Below are 16,705 nucleotides of genomic sequence, written 5' to 3'. Positions count from 1 at the left end.
GTGGAGAGATCGCATTAACCATGCTGCTTGTTGAATCGCTAACCAAAGGTCGTTAGGGTCTCCCTGATTTCATTCGGATTCGACGGGCCGGCGATCGCGGCTTGAGTGCAGGGGACCGCTCATGCGTAAAATAGCGTTTTCATGTCTGCTGGGGGCGGCGCTCGCATCGCCCGTTGCCGCGCACGCGGGTGACGCCTGGTGGTCGGGCGACTGGTACCTGAAAATCGGCGCCGAAGGTTTTGTCGCGCCGCGCTACGAGGGCGCCAAGAGCTATCTTCTCCAGGCCAAACCCTTGATCTCGCTGGGCAAAGCGGACCAGGTGGTGCGGTTCAGTTCGCGCAACGACAATCCGGCCGTCTCGCTCTATGACAGCGGCGCAGTGCGCTTCGGCATCGTCGGCAAACTGGTCATGCCGCGCGATGGTGACACATCGAGCGATCTCAAGGGGCTGAAGCCGATCCCGCTTGGTCTTGAGGCCGGTGTGTTTAGCGAAGTCTATCCGACCGACTGGCTTCGCGTCCGCGCCGAAATCCGCCATGGCATCCACAGCTATGACGGCAATGTCGCCGACATTTCCGCCGATGCCTTCACCGATATCACGCCGACGATCCGCGTTTCTGCCGGCCCGCGCCTGACCTTCGCCTCGAACCAGTATATGGACGCCTATTACGGGGTGAACGCCAAGCAATCGAAGAAATCCGGCCTGTCGCAATTCAACCCGAAAGCCGGGCTGGAATCGGCCGGCTTCGGCGGTGCGGTCACCTGGCAGGCCACCGACAAGATCGAGAGCTCCGCCTTTGCCGAATATAAGCGGCTGCTCGGTGATGCCGGCGATTCGAGCCTTGTCACCGAGCGCGGCTCACGCAACCAGTTCGTGATCGGGCTGTCCACGACCTACAAGTTCGGCTTCACGCTGCCCTGAACCGTTTGGCCTACTTGACTGGCGCGCGCCAGGCGTTATCCGATAGGCCATGAGCTTTTCATCCACAGACAGCGGCCGCGTCGCCGACGCGCCATCCAACAACTGGGTTTATCGCGCGCTGCCGCGTGCGCTCTGGCCCTATGCGCAATTGGCGCGCTGGGACCGTCCGATCGGCTGGCAGTTGCTGATGTGGCCCTGCTTCTGGTCGGCTGCCCTTGCCGCCAACGCTGCCCGCGAACTTGGCCAGCCGGTCTTCGTGCCATTCGTCTGGCATCTCGTCCTGTTCTTCCTCGGCGCGGTCGCCATGCGCGGCGCCGGCTGCACCTATAACGACCTGGTCGATGAGGAGATCGACATGCAGGTCGCCCGCACCCGGTCGCGGCCTTTGCCGTCGGGCCGCGTGAGCCGGTCGCAGGCCAAAATCTTCCTCGTGCTGCAGGCGCTGGTGGGACTGGTCGTGCTTCTCTGCTTCAACTGGTTCAGCATTTTCCTTGGCGTTCTGTCGCTGGGGATCGTCGCCATCTATCCTTTCGCCAAGCGCTTTACCGACTGGCCGCAATTCTTTCTCGGCCTTGCCTTCTCCTGGGGCGCCTTGATGGGTTGGGCAGCGGTGTTCGGCACGATTTCCCTTGCTTCCGTCGCGCTCTATCTCGCGGCGATCTGCTGGACGATCGGCTACGACACGATCTATGCGCATCAGGACAAGGAGGACGACGCCATCGTCGGCGTGCGCTCCACGGCACGGCTCTWCGGTGAAAGCACCAAGCTGTGGCTGGCCATCTTCTTTGCCGCGACGCTTGTCTTTGCCGCCATCGCCTTCATCGCCGCCGGTATCGGTTTCCTCGGCTGGCTCGGACTTATCGTCGCAGCCTTCATGTTCGGCTACCAGTTGCTGGCGCTGGACATTCGCGACCCGGCTCAATGCCTTGAACTCTTCAAGTTCAACGGCACGGTCGGCATCGTGATTTTCGCCGGGCTGACACTCGCCATTCCCTTTGCGTAGCGCATGTTTCCCGAAAGTGGTCTCTGGCTTCGGGATGAAGACATGCGCAAAACAGAGCGCATGTCTCGCGAAAGTGGTCACCGGTTTCGCGACAAAGACATGCGCAAAACAAAGCACCAAACGGAAAGCCCGGCTGCGGGACAAGGTCAGCCGGGCTTCCCGCCGACCGCTGGTCGTTGGACCGCGATCAAGTGAGCAATCCCAAGACTAAAGTCCGGCACCAGGAAAGGCTGTTACTTGGGGAACATCGGCTATGCGTTTGCTGCAGATTATGATACGGAAAGTTCAAATCAGTGTCATATCGCAACAGTAACGTAAAATAAGTCGAAGCACTGCATCTTAAAATTGACGGGCCGGACCCCTTGTGAAAGATTCGGCCGTCCGCTGATTTGACCCCTGCGGGAGCTAGGCACTTTATGTCCGACAATACCCAGTTCATGGCCTCTTTGATGAAGATACCCTACTTCGCGCAGCTCGCGCAGGACCATGGCGAACAGTGGCTCGCCGACAAGATGGATACGCTCGAGACATCGAGCTTTGATTTCGGCAAATATGCCTATTTCAACGACAGTTCCGATCAGGCTTCCGATGGCGATGGCGGCAGCATTGTTTCCGACGACGCCTCTCATGAGACGCCTTATTCAGGTATCGACCAGACGGCCATGGTCGACCTCAGCGATCCGACGGCGGATAGTGCTTCCAGCGCCGAAGCCAAGAAGGAAACCAGTATACAGGATACGGTCGACCAGCAGGCTGCAATAGCGACCAGTCATGCGAGCGCTGAAGAGGCGGCTCAGGACGCATCTTCTTCCACCGCCGCCGGTGGCAATTCCGGCGATGCGGTGCCGAAGGACTTCGACAACGATTGGACCGGCGCAGAGCCGAAAATGTACTCCTTCGACGAACTGCGTGTGTATTTCACGCAGTTAGGTCTGTTTTATACCCAGCGCTATCTCGAACACAGCTTCGACGACAAGGCCAACAACATCCAGCTTAACGGCTTTTACCGCGATATGAATCTGGGTGGCGGCGATGACCAGATCTATCTCGGAAGCATCGACAATCACAATGCCACCAAGTTCGACCATTTCTACGTTGACGGTGGCGACGGTGACAACACGTTGCACCTGAGCCGTGGTTCCGGTTTCACGATCGCACTCGGTGGAGACATCGATCTCGGCGTCTATGGCGGCGATGTGACGTTCCACAATGTCGAGAATATCTTTGGCTCTGTCGGTAACGACACGATCACCGGCGACGCTGCCAATAACAGCCTGTCGGGTGGCGATGGCAACGATACATTGGCGGGTGGCGACGGCAATGATGTGCTCGCGGGCGGCACCGGCGATGATCATTTGACCGGCGCAGCCGGCAACGACACGATCAACGGCGGCGACGGTAACGATACGATCGATGGTGGCGACGGCAACAACGTCATCGACGGCGGTGCCGGCAACAATACCATGACCGGCGGGGCCGGGGACGACAGCATAACCGGTGGCTCCGGCAATGACGTGATCACTGGCGGCGACGGTAACAACGTCATCGATGGCGGTGACGGCAACAATACAATGACCGGCGGGGCCGGCGACGACAAGATCACTGGTGGATCAGGCAATGATGTGATCACTGGAGGCGACGGTAACAACGTCCTCCACGGCGGCGATGGCACCAATACGATTACAGGTGGAAGCGGCACCGACACGATCACCGGCGGCAGCGGCAACGATGTGATCAACGGTGGCAGCGGCAACGACCATATCGATGGCGGAACTGGCAACAATACGGTCGCCGGTGGCGATGGAGACGACACGATTACCGTTGGCGGCGGCACCGACACCCTCGATGGCGGCAATGGCAATGACATTATCGCTGGCGGGGCGGGCGTCGACACGATCACCGGCGGCGCTGGCGATGATACGATCACCGGCGGTCTGGGTACGGACACGCTGACCGGTGGCACCGGCCACGATGTCTTCGCTTACACTGCCAAGGGCGAAAGCAACGGCACCGACAGTTTCGATTTCATCACCGATTTCACTGTCGCCGACGACAAGCTCGATCTGTCGGCACTCGGCGACGAATTTATCTTCAAGGGCACGGATGCCTTTGCCGGGGGCGGTGAAGCGAGTGTCCGTTACGTCAAGGAAGCCGACGACACCCTGGTTCAGATTGACACGAATGGCGACGGTACGGCTGACATGCAGATCAAGCTCAACCACGCGCTGGACCTGACTTCGTCCAACTTTATCCTTTGAAAGCAATTCCAAAAACGAGAAATGGCGCCGGATGGCGCCATTTTTTTTGATATTTGTTAAAACCGCGCTCAGAGGCGAGCGAAGATTTCGCGGCCTTCGATCTTCATACGGACGCCGAGCGGGCCGGTCTTGCGGCGCACGAGGAAGCGAGGCCGGCGGTCGACGAAATAGGAGTGGCGGCGGCGCGGCTTTGGCGGCTTGCTGCCGACGGTCAGCAGGTGCTCGTCGAGCTGGCGGGCAACCCCGTCGGCCTCGACCATCAGCATCGGAATGCGGTAGGCATCCGACCATGCACGCCAGTCGGCCGCGATGTCGTAGAGATCATGGGCGACGAGCAGCGGAACGCAGAGGTTCGGATCAGGATGATGAAGTTCCAGCGTTACGGTGACTTCACCATTGCCGTGGTCGATCGCCCGGGCGGCGACTCCGACAAAGACGCGGGCTGGCAGGGCGATGGTCAGCGGCAGGCCGCTGGATGGTAGGATCCGGCGCATGATCGCACCGCGTTCATCAAGTGTGGCGGTCACGGTCTCGGCCGAAGCATGCAGCTTGTAGCTGATCTGCTGTGGGAAAAGACCCGGATCGAGCCTCAATATATCTGTGGCCCAAGTAGGTTGAGTGACGGTGTTTGGCATGATTTCGACCCTGTTTTGATGAGAGATCATCTCTCGTTCATCCGGGACTTCGCGTCCTCTTTGATGGGTCGACAATAGGGGAGGTATATTTGGCGCGGCTTAAAAATCTCGGTTAAGAAAATTTTGCCTCGTCTGATGGTTAGCAGTTTCCCAGGCGATTGAGTTTGCAATTCGTGAATGCCGTTCAGCCAAGTCTATCAATCCTATTGACGGTCTCGACAGCATGCCTGGGTAAGTTTCGGATAAGAACTTTATGCGAAAATGAGGACATCGTCCTATTGCACCGGTTCCTGCCATGGTCTCGACATTCATCACCTACAATCAGGTCGCGCGCGACATGAAGGGCCAGCTCGACCGTATCGGCAAGACGCCGGAAATTGCGCGTGACGAGCAATATTACAAAGACAATATCGGCAAGATGAAAACAGTCGACGATTTCGTCGGCAACTATCGCCTGTTCTCCGTCGCGATGAAGGCCTACGGCCTCGAGGATATGACCTATGCGACGGCCTTCATGAAGAAGGTCTTGCAGAGCGATCTCAACGACACCAACTCCTTTGCCAACAAACTGGCGGACGATCGCTATCGCAAATTCGCAGAGGCCTTTCAGTTCTCGTCTGAAACGACGACGACTCAGACCAGCAGCCAGACCGACGACGTCATTTCTCATTATAAGCAGACGATCCAGGACCAGTCGGATGCCGTGGATTCGGCCAACACCGAATTCAAGGCCGGTATCGCCAACGTCAAATCGGTCGACGATCTCCTCAACAACGAGGGCCTGCGCACCTATGCGCTCAAAGCTTATGGCGTCGACACGCCCTATTGGAGCAAGGACTTCCTGACCAAGGTCCTGACCAGCGACGTCAACGATCCTAACAGCTACGTCAACACGATGGATTCGCCGCAAAAGTCCTCCTACCAGGCGATGGCCAAGGCTTTCAACTTCAATTCCTCCGGCACGCTCGACAGTGGCAAGACCGCACAGACCGCCGACCAGACGACGGCAACAGTGGAAGCCTACACGTTCACGGTGCCGACGCGGCTGACCGCTGCGGGCGCCAACCTCAACAAGGCTTATTTCGAAGCCCATATCGGCTCGATCACCAATGTCGACGATCTGGTCAAAGACCCGCGGATGCTCGACTATATCAAAACGGCATATGACCTGACCAAGATCAGCCTAACGAGCACGATCAAGAACATCTTGACCAGCGACCTGAGCGACCCCAACAACTACGCCACGACAATGGGTGGCTCGGCCTATGAGACCCTGGTCAAGGCCTTCAATTTCAATACGGACGGCACGATCAAGGGCGCCGCGGCCCAGACGGCGGCTCAGATTGCCACGACCTCCGATCTCTATATACAGAAATACGACAATGCCGACGAGACCGCCGACGAAGGCCTCTATACTTATTACAAGAACAATATCGGCTCGATGAACAGCGTCAAGGACATCGAGGGCACCGGCAAGCTGTATGACTTCATCCTCACCGCCTTCGGCTTCGACCCGCAAACGACGACGCAGAAGACTTTCGAGAAGGCCGTCGAAAGCGACTTGAGCGATCCGAAAAGCTTCGCCAATGCGCAAAAAGACAAGCGCTATACCGATATGGCCGCGGACTTCAATTTCGACTCCAAGGGCAACAAGGCAGCCCCGTTGCTCGCCCAGTCCCAGCAGATCATGCAGCAGATCGCTTCGGAATATGTTGTGCGCAAGACGCGTTTCGGCCATGACGACCAAAAGACCCAGGCGACCAAGGATGCGAGCGACTACACGTCGGCCATACAGGGCGTGAAGACGGTCAAGGACTTTCTGTCGAACCGCAAGCTGGTGGATTTCGTGCTGCAATCCAAGGGTATCGACCCGAAGACTGCCGATGACGATTTCATGAAGAAGCTGTTCGCTTCCGATCTCAACGATCCCAAAAGTTTTGCCAACCAGCAGACGGACCATCGTTTCATCGAGATCGTCGACTCCTTCAATTTCGACAGCAAAGGCAACATCGCCTCGCGCGACACCGGTATCCAGGGCAAATTCGGCCAGATGGAAACCGAATATATGTATCTGCAGCAGAACCTCGAAGAACAGGTGGGCGACGACAGTCCCGGCGCGCGCCTGGCGCTCTATTTCGAGCGCAAGCTGCCGACGCTCAATTCGGGTTACGACGTCCTCGGCGACACCGCATTGCTCGAAGTCTTCCGCACCACATTCGACCTGCCCGCAGAAATGTCCTCCATGGACGTCGATAAGCAGAAGGCTCTGGTCGACAAATACCTCAAGCTCGATGATCTGCAGGATCCCGATAAGCTCAAGCAGTTCATCTCCCGCTTCACCGCCATGTACGATGTGGCCAACGACACCACGCAGGACCCGGTCCTGTCGCTGTTCGGCGGTTCGTCCTCGGCCGGCATCAGCGCCGACACGCTGCTCGCGGTCGCTCAGCTCAAAAACTAGCGCTTGGCATTTTCAAAAAACAAGGACCTTTGCCGGCCATGCAGTGCCTGACTATTGAAGGTGCGGCCGGCATGCGCAAGATTGGGTTGCCCCGCGCAAGCCGGGGCTTGAAACGCATTTAAAGATACTCTCGAAATCCGCGTTCTGTCGCCATGGCCAGGTACAACCAGACTCAGAAGAAAGATGTCGTTGGGGATTAGGGATACCTCCCGCGAGGGCATGAGCCACGACACCAAGGGAAATTTCGTCGGATTTTGGGGCGATGAGATGGATATCACTGTAAGTGTAGTCAGCTTGCCGATCTATGAGCGATTGGTGGCCGAGATTTGGGAAGGTCCTCGTCAGGTGGGGCTTATCACGAACGAGGAGCCAAACCAGTATAAAGCGATTATCTTCAGTGATGAGGGTGAGGAAAGTCTCACTCTTAACTACCAGGATCTGATGTATGGTCTGGCACTTGCTTTTAAGCAACTACAGGATATCGATATTGCTCCATAAGCGTTGGTATATCTAAATTTAACATGGGGCAAACGGCATATGTCATCCATGAATATGCGGACGCTGTATTCTGGGAAGCCAACAATGTGATGGTACGCGACTGAAGGTAAGATCGAAGCACGCGTGTTGCGCCCTGGCGATTGCTTTTGCGCCGGAGTCGTTATATCTCCCTAGATATCACGACCTGGGAGAAAATCATGTTCCGCCGTTCATTCCTGCTCTCCGTCGCCGCCGCGGTGTCGATGAGTCTCGCCGTCGCACTGCCTGCGGCCGCAGCCGAAAAGCTGACTGTTTTTGCAGCCGCCAGCCTCAAGGGCTCGCTGGACGTTGTCGCCAAGCTCTACGAAAAGAAGAGCGGCAACACCGTTGCGATCTCCTATGCCGCCAGCGGCCCGCTCGCCAAGCAGATTGAGGCCGCTGCTCCGGCTGACATCTTCATCTCGGCCGACAAGAAATGGATGGACTATGTCGTCAAGGCCGGCGCGGTGAAGAAGGATCAGGCCGTCGACCTGCTTGGCAACCGCCTGGTTCTGGTTGCCGCCAAGGATTCCAAGATCAGCCTCAAGATCGCCAAAGGTTTTGATCTGGTCAAAGCGCTCGGCGACAGCCGTCTTGCCATGGGCGACGTCAAGAGTGTGCCCGCCGGCACATACGGCAAGGACGCGCTGGAATATTACGGCGTCTGGAAGGATGCCGAGAAGAAGGCAGCCTTTGCCGACAACGTCCGCTCGGCGCTGAAGCTGGTCACGACAGGCGAAGCCCCGCTCGGCATCGTCTATGAGACCGACGCCAAGGCGGACAAAGGCGTGAAGATCGTCGATTATTTCGGTGAGGAAAGCCACAAGCCGATCGTCTATCCGGCCGCACCGATCGCAGCGTCGAAGAGCTCGGCGACCAAGGAATTCTTCGATTTCTTGAGAGGTCCGGAAGCGACCGACATATTCAAGAAAGCGGGCTTCACGGTGATGGCCGGCACGTGATRGCGACAGCCTTTCATACGGCTATGAAGGGCTCGGAACGCGCATGCAATTCAGCGACGCCGAATGGGTAGCGATCGAACTCAGTCTCAGGGTGGCAGCGCTGGCGGTTTCCGTCAGCCTGCCGCTCGGAATTGCCGTCGCCTGGCTGCTGGCGCGGCGTGAATTCTTCGGCAAGTCGCTGCTGGCGGCGATCATCTCGCTGCCGCTGATCCTGCCGCCGGTGGTGACAGGCTATCTGTTGCTCCTGGCTTTCGGTCGCAAGGGACCGCTTGGCATCTTCCTGCAAACGGTTTTCGATTTCAGCTTCTCGTTCCGCTGGACGGGTGCGGCACTCGCCGCCGCCATCATGGGCTTTCCGTTGTTGGTGCAGGCGATCCGCATCTCCATGGAGGCGATCGACCGAAAATTGGAGGCGGCCGCGGGCACCCTCGGCGCCAATCCGCTCTGGGTGTTCTTCACCATCACGCTGCCATTGGCGCTGCCGGGCATCATTGCCGGTACGGTTCTGGCCTTCGCCCGCTCGCTCGGCGAGTTCGGCGCGACGATCACCTTCGTCTCCGCCATACCCGGCGAGACGCAGACCATGGCCTCGGCGATCAGCGCGGCGCTGCAGGATCCGGATGGAGAGCCCGAAGCCTGGCGGCTGACGATCCTGTCGATCCTGATCTCATTCGCGGCGATCTTCCTCTCCGGCTTCGTCTCCCGTTTCATCGCCCGCAGGGTGGGGACGACGTCATGATCTCGGTCTCGGTCCTTCATCGCCAGGGGGAATTCGTCCTCGACGCGCATTTCGAGGCGGGCGAGGGCGTCACCGCGCTGTTCGGTCCCTCCGGTTCCGGCAAGACGACGCTGGTGCAGATGATTGCCGGCCTCAGCCGGCCGGACGATGCCCGGATCTGCTTCGGCAAGACCATCTGGAGCGACACTGACCAACGCATTTTCGTGCCGCCGCATCGCCGCCGTGTCGGTTATGTCTTCCAGGAGGGCCGGCTTTTCCCGCATCTGACGGCGCGGCAGAACCTGCTCTATGGCCGCTTCTTTGCGCCGAAGGGCGAACGCAGCATCAGCGAGGAAGAGGTTGTCTCGCTGCTTGGCATTTCCCGCCTGCTCGGCGACCGTCCCTCCACGCTCTCGGGCGGCGAGAAGCAGCGGGTGGCGATCGGCCGGGCGCTGCTCGCCGCACCCCGGCTGATCCTGATGGACGAGCCGCTTTCCGCGCTCGACCGCGCCCGCAAGCAGGAAATCCTGCCCTATATCGAGCGCATCCGCGACGAGATCAAAATTCCGATCATCTATGTCAGCCATGCGATCGACGAGGTGGCGAAGCTGGCGACCCGTGTCGTGCTGCTTGAGGAGGGCAAGGTCAAGGCCGCCGGAAAGCCGGTGGACATCTTTCCGGATGCGGCCAGCATGCCCGAAGCAATCGCGCCGCAATCGATCCTCGAAGGCCAGTTGATCGAGCACCAGCCCAGCTATGGGCTCAGCCTCGCGCAGGTGGGCTCGAACGTGGTCACGCTGCAATTGGTCGATCTTCCCGTTGGCACTCCGGTGCGGTTCCGTGTGCCGGCCACCGACATCATGTTGGCACTGGAAAAGCCGGCCGACATCAGTGCGCTGAACGACCTGGCAGGTACTGTGACGGCTGTCGACACAAGTGGCCCCTATGTGCAGGTGACACTCGACTGTGCGGGCCAACGGCTGGTGTCGCGCATTACCTTGCTCTCGGCCGAGCGATTGACGCTGGCGCCGGGCCGTGGGGTGCATGCCTTGTTCAAGGCTGTCACCGTCGACAGCGCCAGCGTGTTTCACTCCTCCGCGCGGCCAGAAGTCTCCTCCTGAGGCCTGGCATTTTCCTCAAGCCAGTCCAGGTCCGACTTCAGTGCCTTTGCGGTATGCTTTTCCATGTCGCGGAAGCGCTTCAGCAGCGTCTCGCCGAACGGCGTGAGACCCGCACCACCGCCGCTCTTGCCGCCTTTCTTCGTTTCGATCGCCGGTTCGCGGAACATGCGGTTGAGTTCGTCGACAAGCAGCCAGCCGCGCCGATAGGACATGTCCATGCGCGCCGCCGCCTGGCGGATCGAGCCGGTCTCGCGGATCAGTTCCATCAGTTCCGCCTTGCCGTGGCTTAGCGGTGCACCGCCCGGAAAAGTGAAGCGGAGATTGGTTCTGATCGCCCGGCTCACCAGCGGATCACCTTGTCCGGATTCATGATGCCGGCCGGATCGAAGGCATGTTTGATCCGCCGCATCAGGTCGATCTCGATCGCCGGCCGGATCGAGGCGAGTTCGTCGCGCTTCAACTGCCCGATGCCGTGTTCCGCCGAGATCGAGCCGCCGAAGGACAGGACCAGCCCATGCACGATCTCGTTCACCTCTCGCCACTTGCCGATGAATTCAGCCTTGTCGGCGCCGATCGGCTGGGAAATGTTGTAATGAATATTGCCGTCGCCTAGATGCCCGAAAGCGCAGACGCGGACGCCGGGCATGTAGGCCAGCACCGCTTTCTCGGCCGTGCGCATGAAAGCCGGAATGGAGGAGATGGGCACGGAGACATCGTGCTTGATCGACCCACCTTCCGGCTTCTGTGCCTCCGACATGCTTTCGCGCAGATGCCAGAAGGCCCGCGCCTGCGCCGTCGAGGCGGCGATCGCCGCATCTTTGATGATGCCGGCAGTAAAGGCGCCCTCGAGCAGCGTCTGCAGCATCCGCGCGGCGCTCTCTTCGCTGTCGAATGTGGAGATGTCGACCAGCACGTACCAGGGATAGGTCTCTGCCAATGGATCGCGGACATCAGGGATGTGTCGGATGGTGAATTCGACGCCGAGCCGCACCATGAGTTCGAAGCCGGTCAGCGACGTGCCGCAGGTCGACGTGGCCGTCTCCAAGAATTTCAGTGCATCCTCGGCGCTTTCGAGGCCAACAAAGGCGACCTGATGCCCACGTGGCCTCGGAAAGAGTTTTAGCACGGCACCGGTGATGACCCCGAGCGTCCCCTCCGCGCCGATGAACAGGTCGCGCAGGTCATAGCCGGTATTGTCCTTCTTGAGCTTCCTCAACCCACCCCAAATCTCGCCCGTCGGCAACACGACTTCGAGACCGAGGCAGAGCTGCCGCATATTGCCATAGGCGAGCACCTGCGTGCCGCCGGCATTGGTGGAAAGATTGCCGCCGATCTGGCAGCTTCCCTGCGAGCCGAGCGACAGGGGGAAGAGCCGGTCATGCTCTTCCGCCACCTTGTGAATATTGTCGAGGATACAGCCGGCATCGATGGTCAGAGCATTGGCCGAGCTGTCGACCTCGCGCACCTTGTTCATGCGCGACAATGTCAGCAGCACGTCGCTCCTGCCGTCACGCGGCGTCTGTCCGCCGACATGACCGGTATTGCCCGATTGCGGCACGATCGGCGTCTTCGTCTCGGTGGCGAGCGCCATGATAGACGCCACCTCGGCCGTGCTGCCAGGTTTCAGCAGGAGAGGGGAGGCCCCGTGATAGAGCCCGCGGGTTTCTGTAAGGTGCGGCGCGATTTCGGCCTGATCGGTGATCGCGTTGGCTTCGCCGACAATGGCGGCGAAACGGGAAATGAGCGAACTATCCATGTGCAAACCCCTCAGCCGCGAATATCATTTGATATCTTACTCTCTCGGCGCCGCCGCCCGCATCAGCCGGTCGTTGATCGCCTCGCCCAGCCCTTCCATCGGCACGGGCGCAAAGGCGATCGATGCGGCATCCATGGCGTCGGCTTTCTTCATGATGGCGAAGAGATTCGCCGCCGCTTCGCGCAAGTCGCCGGTCGGGCTGAGATTGAACTTCGATGCCGCCGCATCCGTCCCGGGAACCGCCTGGTTGCCGAAATTGACGAACACCTCGCCGTCCCGCACCGTGTCGACATTCATCCGCACCCGCGCATCAGGCGCGTAGTGCGAGGCGAGCATGCCCGGCGCCTCGATCGCCTCAGCATGGTCGGAGCGCTCGACGCCAACACCGAGCACCCTCTCGATCTCCGCGACATCAAGCCCGCCTGGCCTGAGCAGCCGGACCCTATCGCCCTCGACCTTGATGATCGTGCTTTCCACGCCGACGCCGGCTGCACCGCCATCGAGGATCAAATCGACCTTGTCGCCGAGATCGGCCGACACATGCTGTGCTGAGGTTGGGCTAATGCGGCCCGACGTGTTGGCGCTCGGCGCTGCGAGCGGCTTGCCGAAGGCCGAGATCAGCAGGCCGGCAAATCCCTTGGGAATGCGAATGCCCACGGTCGGCAGACCGGCCGTGCAGAGTTCGTGGATCGTGCTCTCCGGCCTGAGCGGCAGGATCAGCGTCAGCGGCCCCGGCCAGAAAGCTTCGGCCAGTGCCCGCGACATCGGATCGAACACCGCATGCTGCTCCGCCATCTCCAACCCCGACATATGCGCGATCAGCGGATTGAAACGCGGCCTGCCCTTGACCTCGTAGATCCGCGAAATTGCCGCCGGATTGGTGGCGTCGGCCGCCAGCCCATAGACTGTTTCGGTGGGAATGGCGATTGGTTCACCAGCCGCCAGCACGCGGCAGCCCGCAGCACGCGCCCGCTCGGGCTCCATCTCGATATCGATCAGTTCGGCCATTCCAAATTATCTCGCACTCGGGAGACTGTTAACGCGCTCTGCACAAGATTCCAACGTATCTTGTTCACCAAGCTTATCAGACGCCTTTCAGCCAAGCCGCAATTGTCTGAATAGAGCGATAGAGAATCGCGGGATCATCACCCATCGGCACGAAGCCGTTCGACTGCCAGTAAGCCTCAGCCTCGCGATCAATAGCCTTCACCACAACCACCCGGCCGCCAATGATCTCGGCTGCTTGCAAACTTCGTTGAAGGGCATGCTTCAAAAGCGCGCTGCCGAGGCCCATGCCCATGAAAGCCTTGTCGACCGCCAGTTGGCCGACGAGAATGGCGGGAATACGCTGGGGATGCTGTCCGGTGCGGACGCTGCGAGAAAGCGACGCCGGCAGCACCTCGGTCGGCGCCAGCCCGTAGAAGCCGGCAATTTCTTCTCCCGCCAACGCGACGAGTACGCGTGTGAAACCGTTTCGCTGATTGGCGAGAGCATGCTTGCGCAACCATTCATTCAGCGCCGGCTTGTCGCAATCGAAGCGGCTGGTATCATGGTGCGCTTCGAGCAAGCGCGGAGCGGAAAAAAGTTGCGGCTGCGGGGTCATGACGACGTCCAGATGGCGCCGACGTTATTGCCCGGCTTACTCATTCCCTCCAGGGGGCCTGTCTTGCAAGCCTTTCAGCCAGCTTGGCGGGTGCGGAAGCCAGTGGCTCGCGCAAGCTTTCTGTAAAGGCCTCAAATGCATCGGGCGAGACGCGGATGACGGTCTCGTTCAGTATGGCAAGCTGCGCCTCCTGTAGCGCAGCCTTCCGCATAAACTCGGTGCGGGACAGGCCGCTCAGCAGCGCGCCGCGATCGATGAGATCGAGGTCGTCTTCCCGCAGCCGCATCGAAACAGCGACATCACGTTTTGCCGAAGAGGTGGACATGATCATTCATTTTGTAATCTGTATTGCAGAATGATATACATCCACGCGCCGCATTTCACAAGCTGCGGATGATCTTCCTAAGCACGTCGTGCTTGGCCCCCAGCATCAGCACATTCCTCATTGCTGCCTTGGGATCGTCGGTGCGGAAGAGGATGCCGTCGCCGCGCACATTCTTGTTGACTGCGAGCTTCTTCTGCTCCTCGTCCTTTTCCAGCGCGATGGCGAAATACATGCGCGTGGCGCGCATGTTGATCTTCTCGAAAGCCAGTTCGTCGGCGGCGATGTCGGCGAAGAAATTGGCGATGTAGAAGGACCAGCGGATGTCCTTGAACTCGGCGAAATCCGTCTTCGCCAGCGTCACATGACAATAACCGAGATGCGGCGTGCCCTTCAGCGTGCGGTGGAACACGACCTTGGGGAATTGGATCGACTTGTGGAAATTGTTAAGCCGCTCATGCGTCTTGTCGCCGACAAGATTGAGATATTTGCCCGTCCGCTCGGCTACCTCTTCGTAGGAGAGGTAGCGCTTGCGGATGATATCCCAGTTCGGCCTGTTGCGGTCGATACGGCCTGTCCGCAGGAATTCGGATTCCTTCGGCACTAGGGCTCTCGTCCGGGTCTCCGATTCGAAATAGCGCAATTCAGCTGCCATGTCGTTTAAAAGCGCGGTGGACTGTTCTTGCATCAGCCTAGTCCCAAGAAACTTAACATAGTTTTAACAACTAGTTGTCGAGGGTTTCGCGAGGCTTGCTGGGGCCGCTTCAAGACTCAGTTGAGCGCTGTTTCCAATGGTTTTGTGGTGCGGCGGGAATAGACCGCCCGTGCCGCTATCCAGAAGGGCGTGCTGGTGCCGACCGTGCCGTGGACGCTGACGAGATACTGCAGCGCCGGCGGCTTTTCGGGCAGCAGTTGACCTTGCGGCCAGTTCTTCGCCAGTGCCTCGCGCTTAAGCGGCACGGTGTTGACGTCGATATCGTCGAGCGTGCCGTCGATCCGCATGGGGCAGTCGCGGTCATTGCAATTGACGCCGGAGGAGAATTGCCAGAGCAGGTAATTGTCCCAGTTTCCCATCGGGAACACGCCTTTGATTTCCGGGCGGTAGCGCGCATACCAGAGCGGCAGCCGTGACAACAGGCGGTATTCGTCGCGATGTGCGGCGATGTAGCGCGCCGTATCATTGTTGGTGTAGAGCACCGGATAGCGCCCTGTCCGCGTCTTGATATGGCTCGCGAAGGTCTCGGCATCCTCAAGCGACATATATTGCTTCGAATCGAGGCTCTCGATGTCGAGCACCATCATTTCGTCGGCACTCGGCGTTGCATAGTCGAGGAAGTGGTTGGCCTGGTCGATGGGATTGCCCGGCCGTCCGAGATGATAAGCGCCCCACAGCAATCCCTTCGCCTTGGCCAGGATTCGCCGCGTCTGGAAAAGTTCGCGGCTGACGGCATATTTGCGCCACATGGTCTTGCAGTGGGCAAAACTGTCGCCGCTGTGCTTCCTGCGGCAGTCATAGACTTCGGGCAGGCCGTCGGAGGCCTTGGAGATGAAACCGGCGATCCGCTTATCGGCAGCCAGCTTGTCCCAGTCGATGATGTTGAGTTCATAGGCATCGATGACGACCGGCGTCGTTTCATCGGTCCAGGGCGTATCGTCGGTGGCCCACGCACACGACGATCCAAAAAGGGCGATCAGCCCCAACACAATACCTGCTACGTTCTTCATACACCCTGTCCGCCTAGGGGTCCAAAATGGAATTGTGGGCCATTAAGGTTAACAAAGGGTGAAAATAAGACGGAGCTAATATTACCCTTCAGACATGAGGATATGATTTATACCAAGTGTCACAGGGGCAGCATGGCGCCCAAGGCGCCGAGCATCGGCGAGGCGAGGTGAAGCGGATTGACGCCGCGCTTCATGCGGCCGAGCACTTCTCGCAGCGCCGCCACCTGTCGTGAATGTGGACGGCGTACGAAGGCGATCTTGCGGACATACTTCTCGATGTCCCAGCGCGCTCGGCTGCCGCCGGCAAAGAAGGCGATGTCGCCGGCTTTGAGCAGGCGGGTATCGCCGGTCTCGGAGGTGACCCGTACCGCGCCGTCGAGAATGAACACGGTCTCCTCATCATGGAAAGTCCACCAGAAGCTGCCGGCCGAGCATTCCCAGATATTGGTCGAGGTCCGGCCGTCGAGGCTTTCGGAATGCAGCCCGGCCCGGGCGATGGGAGCACCCGAAACGATCCAGTCGGGATTGATCGGCGCGGCTTCGAGCGCGACTTCGTCCGGGCGTGCCGCGACAAAGGCAGGATCGATCATTGCCATTGCGGCCGTGGCGTGCTGCTGCGACATGAATTCCCCATTTCTGTTCGCGGTTGGCGAGCTATGGCAGGAAAATTCTCGGAAACGATTGAACGAGCCATTAAAATTTG

Annotated in this window: 18 protein-coding genes; 9 read left to right on the top strand and 9 right to left on the bottom strand. The window is 59.4% G+C overall.

The window, feature by feature from the left end; genetic code table 11:
- Positions 1-121 precede the first annotated feature (121 nt).
- The 4 genes from AC1DYF_RS27105 (at position 122) to AC1DYF_RS27090 (ending at position 4,183) form a co-directional block, all read left to right on the top strand.
- Positions 122-922 carry a MipA/OmpV family protein gene (locus AC1DYF_RS27105; protein ID WP_477880257.1) on the top strand — a complete coding sequence of 267 codons (801 nt, stop codon included), beginning with the start codon at positions 122-124 and terminating at the stop codon, positions 920-922.
- 49 nt (positions 923-971) lie between these two features.
- The gene (gene ubiA, locus AC1DYF_RS27100; RefSeq protein WP_477880255.1) at positions 972-1,925 is read left to right on the top strand and encodes a 4-hydroxybenzoate octaprenyltransferase; all 954 of its coding nucleotides are present in this window, start codon (positions 972-974) and stop codon (positions 1,923-1,925) included.
- Between the two features lie 42 nt (positions 1,926-1,967).
- Positions 1,968-2,120, top strand: a complete 153-nt coding sequence (locus AC1DYF_RS27095; protein WP_477880253.1) for a hypothetical protein — start codon at positions 1,968-1,970, stop codon at positions 2,118-2,120.
- Between the two features lie 221 nt (positions 2,121-2,341).
- A complete protein-coding gene (locus AC1DYF_RS27090) occupies positions 2,342-4,183 on the top strand; it encodes a hypothetical protein (RefSeq protein ID WP_477880251.1) in 1,842 nt (613 codons plus the stop codon).
- A gap of 68 nt (positions 4,184-4,251) precedes the next feature.
- Here the strand turns inward: AC1DYF_RS27090 and AC1DYF_RS27085 are convergent, their stop codons facing one another.
- The gene (locus AC1DYF_RS27085) at positions 4,252-4,818 is read right to left on the bottom strand and encodes a DUF6101 family protein (RefSeq protein ID WP_477880249.1); all 567 of its coding nucleotides are present in this window, start codon (positions 4,816-4,818) and stop codon (positions 4,252-4,254) included.
- A gap of 295 nt (positions 4,819-5,113) precedes the next feature.
- Between AC1DYF_RS27085 and AC1DYF_RS27080 the strand changes: the two genes are divergently transcribed.
- From AC1DYF_RS27080 to modC, 5 genes are all read left to right on the top strand, one after another.
- The gene (locus tag AC1DYF_RS27080; protein ID WP_477880247.1) at positions 5,114-7,279 is read left to right on the top strand and encodes a DUF1217 domain-containing protein; all 2,166 of its coding nucleotides are present in this window, start codon (positions 5,114-5,116) and stop codon (positions 7,277-7,279) included.
- Positions 7,280-7,498: 219 nt separating this feature from the next.
- Positions 7,499-7,777 carry a hypothetical protein gene (locus AC1DYF_RS27075; protein WP_477880245.1) on the top strand — a complete coding sequence of 93 codons (279 nt, stop codon included), beginning with the start codon at positions 7,499-7,501 and terminating at the stop codon, positions 7,775-7,777.
- A gap of 197 nt (positions 7,778-7,974) precedes the next feature.
- The gene (gene modA, locus AC1DYF_RS27070; RefSeq protein WP_477880243.1) at positions 7,975-8,757 is read left to right on the top strand and encodes a molybdate ABC transporter substrate-binding protein; all 783 of its coding nucleotides are present in this window, start codon (positions 7,975-7,977) and stop codon (positions 8,755-8,757) included.
- A 43-nt stretch (positions 8,758-8,800) separates the two neighbouring features.
- Positions 8,801-9,496 (top strand): molybdate ABC transporter permease subunit, encoded by a 696-nt coding sequence (gene modB, locus AC1DYF_RS27065; RefSeq protein ID WP_477880241.1) that lies wholly within the window; start codon positions 8,801-8,803, stop codon positions 9,494-9,496.
- Positions 9,493-10,596 carry a molybdenum ABC transporter ATP-binding protein gene (modC, locus tag AC1DYF_RS27060; RefSeq protein WP_477880239.1) on the top strand — a complete coding sequence of 368 codons (1,104 nt, stop codon included), beginning with the start codon at positions 9,493-9,495 and terminating at the stop codon, positions 10,594-10,596. The genes modB and modC overlap by 4 nt, the downstream gene beginning before the upstream one ends.
- Here modC and AC1DYF_RS27055 read toward each other — a convergent pair.
- The 8 genes from AC1DYF_RS27055 to AC1DYF_RS27020 all read right to left on the bottom strand — a co-directional run bounded on the left by AC1DYF_RS27055 (position 10,563) and on the right by AC1DYF_RS27020 (position 16,625).
- A complete protein-coding gene (locus AC1DYF_RS27055; protein WP_477880237.1) occupies positions 10,563-10,940 on the bottom strand; it encodes a winged helix-turn-helix domain-containing protein in 378 nt (125 codons plus the stop codon). The genes modC and AC1DYF_RS27055 overlap by 34 nt on opposite strands.
- Complete coding sequence (locus tag AC1DYF_RS27050) at positions 10,937-12,352, bottom strand: FAD-binding oxidoreductase (RefSeq protein WP_477880235.1); 1,416 nt, start codon at positions 12,350-12,352, stop codon at positions 10,937-10,939. Before AC1DYF_RS27050 ends, AC1DYF_RS27055 begins: the two co-directional genes overlap by 4 nt.
- A 36-nt stretch (positions 12,353-12,388) precedes the next feature.
- A complete protein-coding gene (locus AC1DYF_RS27045; RefSeq protein WP_477880233.1) occupies positions 12,389-13,360 on the bottom strand; it encodes an L-threonylcarbamoyladenylate synthase in 972 nt (323 codons plus the stop codon).
- 76 nt (positions 13,361-13,436) lie between these two features.
- Positions 13,437-13,955 carry a GNAT family N-acetyltransferase gene (locus AC1DYF_RS27040; protein ID WP_477880231.1) on the bottom strand — a complete coding sequence of 173 codons (519 nt, stop codon included), beginning with the start codon at positions 13,953-13,955 and terminating at the stop codon, positions 13,437-13,439.
- A 40-nt stretch (positions 13,956-13,995) separates the two neighbouring features.
- The gene (locus tag AC1DYF_RS27035) at positions 13,996-14,286 is read right to left on the bottom strand and encodes a type II toxin-antitoxin system TacA family antitoxin (RefSeq protein ID WP_477880229.1); all 291 of its coding nucleotides are present in this window, start codon (positions 14,284-14,286) and stop codon (positions 13,996-13,998) included.
- Positions 14,287-14,335: 49 nt separating this feature from the next.
- Positions 14,336-14,965 (bottom strand): DUF6656 family protein, encoded by a 630-nt coding sequence (locus AC1DYF_RS27030; RefSeq protein WP_477880227.1) that lies wholly within the window; start codon positions 14,963-14,965, stop codon positions 14,336-14,338.
- An 83-nt stretch (positions 14,966-15,048) separates the two neighbouring features.
- On the bottom strand, positions 15,049-16,002 hold the full coding sequence (locus AC1DYF_RS27025; protein ID WP_477880225.1) for a glycoside hydrolase family 25 protein: 954 nt from the start codon (positions 16,000-16,002) through the stop codon (positions 15,049-15,051).
- A gap of 119 nt (positions 16,003-16,121) precedes the next feature.
- Entirely contained in the window at positions 16,122-16,625 is a 504-nt protein-coding gene (locus AC1DYF_RS27020) for a cupin domain-containing protein (RefSeq protein WP_477880223.1), read from the bottom strand.
- Positions 16,626-16,705: the final 80 nt, after the last annotated feature.

Source organism: Rhizobium sp. P2_G9 (assembly GCF_056403475.1).
Note: the sequence above shows the minus strand (reverse complement) of the source record. Positions and strands in the feature narration are given on the sequence as shown.

Coding starts and splice junctions, on each gene's coding strand:
- AC1DYF_RS27040 (WP_477880231.1), bottom strand. CDS start 13,955: ATGACCCCGCAGCCGCAACTTTTTTCCGCTCCGCGCTTGCTCGAAGCG.
- AC1DYF_RS27020 (WP_477880223.1), bottom strand. CDS start 16,625: ATGTCGCAGCAGCACGCCACGGCCGCAATGGCAATGATCGATCCTGCC.
- modC (WP_477880239.1), top strand. CDS start 9,493: ATGATCTCGGTCTCGGTCCTTCATCGCCAGGGGGAATTCGTCCTCGAC.
- AC1DYF_RS27085 (WP_477880249.1), bottom strand. CDS start 4,818: ATGCCAAACACCGTCACTCAACCTACTTGGGCCACAGATATATTGAGG.
- AC1DYF_RS27035 (WP_477880229.1), bottom strand. CDS start 14,286: ATGATCATGTCCACCTCTTCGGCAAAACGTGATGTCGCTGTTTCGATG.
- AC1DYF_RS27030 (WP_477880227.1), bottom strand. CDS start 14,965: ATGCAAGAACAGTCCACCGCGCTTTTAAACGACATGGCAGCTGAATTG.
- AC1DYF_RS27095 (WP_477880253.1), top strand. CDS start 1,968: ATGCGCAAAACAGAGCGCATGTCTCGCGAAAGTGGTCACCGGTTTCGC.
- modA (WP_477880243.1), top strand. CDS start 7,975: ATGTTCCGCCGTTCATTCCTGCTCTCCGTCGCCGCCGCGGTGTCGATG.
- AC1DYF_RS27080 (WP_477880247.1), top strand. CDS start 5,114: ATGGTCTCGACATTCATCACCTACAATCAGGTCGCGCGCGACATGAAG.
- AC1DYF_RS27025 (WP_477880225.1), bottom strand. CDS start 16,002: ATGAAGAACGTAGCAGGTATTGTGTTGGGGCTGATCGCCCTTTTTGGA.
- AC1DYF_RS27105 (WP_477880257.1), top strand. CDS start 122: ATGCGTAAAATAGCGTTTTCATGTCTGCTGGGGGCGGCGCTCGCATCG.
- AC1DYF_RS27045 (WP_477880233.1), bottom strand. CDS start 13,360: ATGGCCGAACTGATCGATATCGAGATGGAGCCCGAGCGGGCGCGTGCT.
- AC1DYF_RS27090 (WP_477880251.1), top strand. CDS start 2,342: ATGTCCGACAATACCCAGTTCATGGCCTCTTTGATGAAGATACCCTAC.
- AC1DYF_RS27075 (WP_477880245.1), top strand. CDS start 7,499: ATGAGCCACGACACCAAGGGAAATTTCGTCGGATTTTGGGGCGATGAG.
- modB (WP_477880241.1), top strand. CDS start 8,801: ATGCAATTCAGCGACGCCGAATGGGTAGCGATCGAACTCAGTCTCAGG.
- AC1DYF_RS27050 (WP_477880235.1), bottom strand. CDS start 12,352: ATGGATAGTTCGCTCATTTCCCGTTTCGCCGCCATTGTCGGCGAAGCC.